Source organism: Mycobacterium sp. UM_Kg1 (genome assembly GCF_000972925.1).
GTDB lineage: Bacteria > Actinomycetota > Actinomycetes > Mycobacteriales > Mycobacteriaceae > Mycobacterium > Mycobacterium hiberniae.
Genome location: NZ_JRMK01000045.1, coordinates 22,695 through 29,176, shown reverse-complemented (window position 1 = coordinate 29,176; position 6,482 = coordinate 22,695). Strand labels below are relative to the sequence as shown.

Below are 6,482 nucleotides of genomic sequence, written 5' to 3'. Positions count from 1 at the left end.
ATCGAACTTCAGTGGGGGGCCGAACGCTCCCAGTACGTCGGCTACCGCTTCGCGCACCCGCCAGAGTCGCTGCTGTGTCGCGAGGTCAGACCCCACCGCCGGCTCCGCGCAGGATCGCACCCCTGCCAGCAGGCCCTCGAGGCGATCGGTCTGGTCATGATCGCCGGTCAACTCGGCAAGCAACAACCACTCGCCGGCAACCGGCGCGGGCACGCCGAGCCGCTCTCCGGTCAACGCCGCGGCGCGGGCATCGATCACTTCGAGGGCGGCGATGCCGTCCAGGTCGCGAAATATCCGGGCGGCCTCGACCAGGGCCTCGAGCTCGGCAAAGCCGCAGACGACGGTCACCCGGTGCGCCGGAATGGGATGCAGCCTCAGGTCGAGTCCGGTGATGACACCCAACGTCCCTTCGGCCCCCACGAACAGCGCCGACAGGTTGTAGCCGGTGTTGTCGCTTCGCACCGAGCTGTGCCGGTTCACCAGCGTGCCGTCCGGCAGCGCCACCTGCAGACCCAGCACCTGTTCGCCCATGTCGCCGTAGTGCACCGTGCACAGCCCGCCGGCATTGGTGGAGGCCATTCCGCCGACGGTGGCGCTGTCGCGGGCGCTCAGATCGACCCCGAAGATCAGCCCGGCGCCGGCCGCCGCGCGCTGCACCGCCGACAGGGTCGCACCCGCACCCACACGCAACCGTCGCTCGACGACGTCGACCTCACCGACGGTGTTCAGCCGCTCGGTGGACAACAGCACGTCGTCATACTCTGGGACGGTGCCGGCCACCAGCGAGGTACGCCCACCCTGGATGGTGACATGCGCGCCGGCGTCACGGCAGAGCCGCAGCGCCGCGGCCACTTCCTCGGGCGACCCGGGCCGCACCAGCGCACCCGCTCGACCCCGGTAACGACCGGTGTAGTCGACGCTGCGGCCTGCCAGCACATCGGGATCGTCGGTGACGTGGGCGGGACCCACCACCGCTGCCAGACTCTGCACAAGGCTCCGAAACTGGTTGTGAGTCACCGTCCCGGTCACGAAGCCGGTTTACCACAGACGGGGCTACCTTTAGGCATGGCTACCCGCGAAGACGTCTCGTTTCGATCCGGCGCGGACCGCATCAGCGCGTGGTTGTACCGCCCCGATGACTCCGGCCCGAACGGCGCGCCGCTGCTGGTCATGGCACATGGCCTGGGCGCGGTGCGGACCATGCGGCTCGATGCCTACGCCGAGCGGTTCGCCGCGGCCGGTTACGCATGCCTGGTGTTCGACTACCGCAACTTCGGCGACAGCGACGGCGCCCCCCGCCAGCTGCTCGATGTGGGCACGCAGCTGGCGGACTGGTCGGCCGCGGTCGACTTCGCGCACACCCTGCCAGGTGTCGACCGCAACCGGATCGGCCTGTGGGGCACCTCGTTCGGTGGCGGGCACGTGATCGCCACCGCGGCGCGGCTGCCGGTGGCGGCGGGGGTGGCGCAATGCCCGTTCACCGATGGAATCGCTTCGGCGCGCTGCATTCCGCCGTTGACCACCGCGCGGATCAGCGTGCTGGCCGTGCGTGATCTGGTCGCGGCCCGCCTCGGCAACCCGCCGGTGATGGTGGCAACCGCCGGTCGCCCCGGCGATGTCGCGCTGATGAGTACGCCCGATGCCTACCCGGGTTACCTGAAGCTGGTTCCGCCGGGCGAGAGCCTGCGCAACGAGGTCGCCGCCCGCATCGGGATGAAGATCCTGACCTACCGCCCAGGCCGGCTGGCAGCCAAGGTGTCATGCCCGATTCTGTTCTGCGTCTGCGACACCGATTCAGTCGCCCCGGCGGGGCCGACCCTGCGCTACGCCGCCAAGGCTCCCCGTGGCACCGTCAAGCGCTACCCCGAGGGACACTTCGACATCTACGTCGGCGAGGCGTTCGAGCGGGTGGTCGCCGATCAGCTGGAGTTCTTGGACCGCAACCTCGCCTCGCCGTCGGGCTGAACTCCCAGCGGCGACTCGACCCGGATCGTCTCGTCGCGGATCAGGCCACGCAGCAGCGCGGTGCTGAACTCCGCGGCGATCTCCTTGGCACTGCGGCGCCCGCTGGGCCGCAACCATCGATAGGCCCCCAGCGTCATGCCGATGTAGCCCAGTGCCAGCACGTGCGAATCACAGGGGTAGAACTCGCCGCTGGCGATACCGCGGTCGATCAGGCCGTGCACGTGCTCGTAGACCTGGGCTTCCTTCTCCCGGATCGCGGCCACCTGTTCCTCGGTGAACCACTCGGTGATGTAGGGCTGCTCCTGGAAGTAGACCGCCGCGCCTTCTGGATTGACCGCGATCTGGTCGAGCAGGCGCACGGTGTACTGGTACAACGCCTCACGCGCGGTCCAGGACGGGTCGTCATGGACGGCTGCCAGCGTCCGTTCCGCGGCACCCTGGTAGATGTCGTACAGGATCAAGGACTTGCTGGCGTAGTAGTGATACACGGTCGCCTTGTTGAGCCCCACCACATCGGCGACGTCATCCATGCGGGTGCCGTGGTACCCACGGGCGGCGAACAACTTGGTGGCGACCGCGAGCAGCTCTTCGCGTCGGGAAGGGCTCTGGGCCGCCCCCCCGGACGTGGCCTTGCCGTTTGTCATGTCCACTCACTCTTCGGCCAGGCCGTGTCATCGGCCAATCAATCAACTGGTTGGAAGGATTCTAGGCAGTCCGCTGTGGTGGTGTTGACCGGCCGACTAAACTGGTGGAATCCAAGCTAAGGGGTTGAGGACATGGGTCCTGGTTACGGTTACGATCCGAATCCGGATTACGAGATGAGCGATGAAGCCGAGTTCTTCTTCAAATATCTCACCTGGGGCCTGCGCGGTGTCGAAAGCGGCGGCGGCTACCCCCCGCAGAACTACCCGCCGATCTAAGCCTGAAAACCGACCGACGGCCCCTGATCCAGCTGGATCGGGGGTCGTTTGGCGTCTGCCCACGAAGTCCGGCGGCCCGGTGTCCTATCGTGGCCGGGTGACCACCCAGCCGAATCTGCCCGGGGCCTGGAATTTTCGCGACGTCTCGGAGTCGACCGGCGCGCTACGCCCGGGCCGCCTGTTCCGCTCCAGCGAACTGAGCCGCCTGGAGCAGCAGGGCCGCGAGGAACTGTTGCGACTGGGGGTGGCCGACGTGGCCGACCTGCGATCGCCGCGCGAAGTCACCCGCCGCGGACCCGGCCTGGTGCCCGAGGGTGTCGGCATCCACCTGCTGCCCTTCCCGGATCTGGCCGGCGACCAGTCACCGGACAGCTCGGCACCGCACGAGGACGCCTTCCGCAACATGATGACCCAGAAGCCTGACGAGGACTCCGCGGCCGACGTCGCCGCCCGCTACATGACCGAGGAGTACGCGCGGTTCCCCACTCTCGCCGGATCTCGCCGCGCGGTGCAGCGGGTGGTGACCCTGCTGGCCCAGGGCCGGCCGGTTCTGACGCACTGCTTCGCCGGAAAGGACCGCACCGGATTCGTCGTCTCAGTGGTGCTGCGGGCGGCCGGGGTGGACCAGGACGCCGTCATCGAGGACTACCTGCGCAGTAATGCCGCGGTCCCGGCGTTGCGCGACCGGCTCATGGAGATCATCCGGCAGCGACCCGAGTCCGAGATCACGCCGGAGATGCTGACCTTCACCGAGGCGCGCCTCTCCGACGAAGTGCTCGGCGTGCGGACCGACTATCTGGACGCCGCCGATCGCTCGATCGCCGAGAACTTCGGTTCGCTCGACGGTTTCCTGCAGGCCGCCGGAGTCACCGACGCCGACCTCGACTCGCTGCGCAGGGCGCTTCGCGACTAAGGCCGGCAACGGTAACTCCGGCGCCAGACCCGCTACTGCAGGGAGAAGTTGGCCGCCTTGGCTTGCGACAGGTCGGCGATGTCCGACCACGCAGCCGCGACGTCGTCGACCGACGGCGGGTTCTCGAACACCGCGCCCGCGTTCTCGAACAGGGCCGCCCGCTGCACCTTGCCGCCGCCGGCGATGAACACCGAGCCGGTCTCGGCGACTTCTTCGGTGCACAGGTAGGCCACCACCGGGGCCACGTATTCGGGCTTGAGCTTGGCCAGCACCTCCGGCGGCAGGATGTCTTCGGTCATCCGGGTAGCCGCGATGGGAGCGATGGCGTTGGCCTTGATGTTGTACTTGGCGCCCTCGATGGCCAGCGTGTTGATCAGGCCGACCAGGCCGAGCTTGGCCGCGCCGTAGTTGGCCTGGCCGAAGTTGCCGAACAGCCCACTGGTGGAGGTGGCAACCACCACGCGGCCGAAGCCCTGCTCACGGAAGTGCGGCCACGCCGCCCGCACCACGTTGTAGCCACCGTAGAGGTGCACCTGCAGTACGGCGTCCCAGTTCTCCGACGTCATCTTGTGGAAGGTGCCGTCGCGCAGGATTCCGGCGTTGCTCACCACGCCGTCGACCTTGCCGAACTCCTCGACGGCGGTCTTGATGATGTTGGCGGCGCCCTCGGCGTCGGCGACACTGTCGTAGTTGGCGACGGCCCGGCCGCCTGCCTCTTTGATCTCAGCGACCACCTGGTCGGCCATGTTGTGCCCGGCCCCGGTGCCGTCGCGGGCACCACCGAGATCGTTGACCACCACAGCGGCACCTTCGCGGGCCAGGGTCAGGGCGTACTCACGACCCAGCCCACCACCGGCCCCGGTGACGACGACAACACGATCCTGCACTCCGGACATCAGTTTCCTTCCTCGATTCCATCGCCACGCTAGAACAGCCCTCGGAAGGGCCTAGCGCCAACTTCCAGGTCTTCTCTGTATACGGGGGACGAATCGAGTCCGCTATGCCGGGTCGGCTGTGACCGGTCAGGTCCGCACCGCGGTGACGAATTCGGAGAACGCATCCTCGTCGTCGCCCATCGGCACGTCCACCCAGCGGTTCAGCCGGCGCATCTCGGCGGTGGAGGACTGCGCGGTGGCCCGCCAGCCGTGCTCATCGAGCCAGCTGCGGACGTCCGCGCGGTCGTCATCGTGGTAGACGAGGTCTTGGATGTCGATCGTCTCCGCCAGACCGATCGCCGTGGCGATCTTCTTGAACCGCTCCGACATCTGCTGCCGGCGCTCATCGGAATGGTTGCCCGCGGTTTCGGCCGCTATCCGGCTGCCGGGTGCGCTGAGCGTGGTGATCTGGTCGAACAGCCGGTCCTGGCCCTCGGCGGGCAGGTACATCAACAGGCCTTCTGCCAGCCACGCCGTGGGCACCGCCGGATCGAAGCCGGCCGCGGTCAGCGCAGCAGGCCAGTCCTGGCGCAAGTCGATCGCCACAGTGCGCCGGTCAGCCGCGGGCGTCACGTTGTGCGCGGCCAAGGTCTGCTCCTTGTAGTCCAAGACTTTCGGCTGGTCGATTTCATAGACGACGGTGCCGGCCGGCCACTGCAGTCGGTATGCCCGCGAGTCCAGGCCGGAAGCAAGAATCACGATCTGCCGAATACCCGACGCGGCAGCATCGTTGAAGTAGGCGTCGAAGAAATGCGTGCGGACCGCCTGGTAGTTGCGCATGTGGTGATACATCGCGGCGACCTCGGGGTCGATGGCCCCCACCTTGGCGACCAGCTCCTCGTCGAGCAGCATCTCCCAGACGCCGGTACCGGCCCCGGCAACCAGCAGTTGGGCGTAGGGGTCGCGGATCAGCGGGTCGGGGCCGGCGGTCTCGGCTGCGCGGGCGGCAGCGACCATCACCGCCGTGGAGCCGACACTGGTGGCGATATCCCAGGTGTCGTTGTGGGTACGCAGTGCGCTCATGGTGTTACCTCGTTCGGGTCACGGCCGATGTCGAAGGCCATGCTACCGACGAAAGTTAGCCGGGCTATTAACCCTGCCTGTCCACCGGCTGACGCAACCGCCAGAGATCCTGCGCCAGCAGCGCCTGAAAGCTGTCCACCACGCCCGCCGAGGCGCCCACCAGGGAGATGTAGGACGTGACCCCCCACAACACGGCCAGCAGCATCTCGGTCAACTCGGCGACGCCCGAGTCGGTGTCCAGCTCGCCCCGCTCGATCGCCTCGCTGAGCGCCTCGACCAGGAATGACTGCGTCGGCAGTTGGATGGCACCGACCAGCGACCGCAAGGCGGGATCGCGCTGGGCGTCCACCACGGCGGTGACCACGAACGCCGCCACCGTGTGGTTTTCTTCGGCGAGCCGGACGAACGACGCCACCACCGACGACAGCTGCCCCACCAGGTTGGGTTGCGAACGCGCCTCCTCGACGGCCATCTGGAGCAGGGCCGCCGCCTGGGCCAGGACCTCCTGATAGAGCAGTTGCTTGCGCGGGAAGTAATGGTTGACGGCCGGCCGGGTGACCTGCGCGCGTTCGGCCACGGCCTGAAATGTCGTTGCGTGGTAACCGACTTCGCCGAACACACCACTGGCGGCGGACACGATGCGCTCACGCGTCACGCCGGAGCGCGCCCCCCGAGGCCGCCCCACTCTGCGGAATGCAGAATTCGGCACCGGACAAGTGTTTCACG

8 protein-coding genes are annotated in these 6,482 nt (G+C 67.8%); 3 read left to right on the top strand and 5 right to left on the bottom strand.

Features of this window, described 5'->3' with window-relative positions; all coding sequences use genetic code 11:
• Positions 1–990, bottom strand: a 990-nt coding sequence (locus tag LI92_RS09430; RefSeq protein ID WP_502691426.1) for an FAD-binding oxidoreductase, incomplete at its 3' end; no start/stop codon positions are given.
• 75 nt (positions 991–1,065) lie between these two features.
• Between LI92_RS09430 and LI92_RS09425 the strand changes: the two genes are divergently transcribed.
• Positions 1,066–1,965 (top strand): alpha/beta hydrolase, encoded by a 900-nt coding sequence (locus tag LI92_RS09425; protein ID WP_046318299.1) that lies wholly within the window; start codon positions 1,066–1,068, stop codon positions 1,963–1,965.
• On the opposite strand, the gene LI92_RS09420 is transcribed toward LI92_RS09425, so the two are convergent.
• A complete protein-coding gene (locus LI92_RS09420; protein WP_046318307.1) occupies positions 1,920–2,609 on the bottom strand; it encodes a TetR/AcrR family transcriptional regulator in 690 nt (229 codons plus the stop codon). The genes LI92_RS09425 and LI92_RS09420 overlap by 46 nt on opposite strands.
• Before the next feature lie 132 nt (positions 2,610–2,741).
• Here LI92_RS09420 and LI92_RS23015 point away from each other — a divergent pair, with 132 nt between their 5' ends.
• Complete coding sequence (locus LI92_RS23015; RefSeq protein WP_109559829.1) at positions 2,742–2,885, top strand: hypothetical protein; 144 nt, start codon at positions 2,742–2,744, stop codon at positions 2,883–2,885.
• 97 nt (positions 2,886–2,982) lie between these two features.
• Positions 2,983–3,798, top strand: a complete 816-nt coding sequence (locus tag LI92_RS09415; RefSeq protein ID WP_046318306.1) for a tyrosine-protein phosphatase — start codon at positions 2,983–2,985, stop codon at positions 3,796–3,798.
• A gap of 32 nt (positions 3,799–3,830) precedes the next feature.
• On the opposite strand, the gene LI92_RS09410 is transcribed toward LI92_RS09415, so the two are convergent.
• The 3 genes from LI92_RS09410 to LI92_RS09400 form a co-directional block, all read right to left on the bottom strand.
• Complete coding sequence (locus LI92_RS09410) at positions 3,831–4,694, bottom strand: SDR family oxidoreductase (RefSeq protein WP_046318298.1); 864 nt, start codon at positions 4,692–4,694, stop codon at positions 3,831–3,833.
• A 126-nt stretch (positions 4,695–4,820) separates the two neighbouring features.
• On the bottom strand, positions 4,821–5,756 hold the full coding sequence (locus LI92_RS09405) for a class I SAM-dependent methyltransferase (RefSeq protein ID WP_046318297.1): 936 nt from the start codon (positions 5,754–5,756) through the stop codon (positions 4,821–4,823).
• 67 nt (positions 5,757–5,823) lie between these two features.
• Positions 5,824–6,411, bottom strand: coding sequence for a TetR/AcrR family transcriptional regulator (locus tag LI92_RS09400; protein WP_286134974.1), 588 nt, complete (start codon positions 6,409–6,411; stop codon positions 5,824–5,826).
• Between the last annotated feature and the right edge of the window lie 71 nt (positions 6,412–6,482).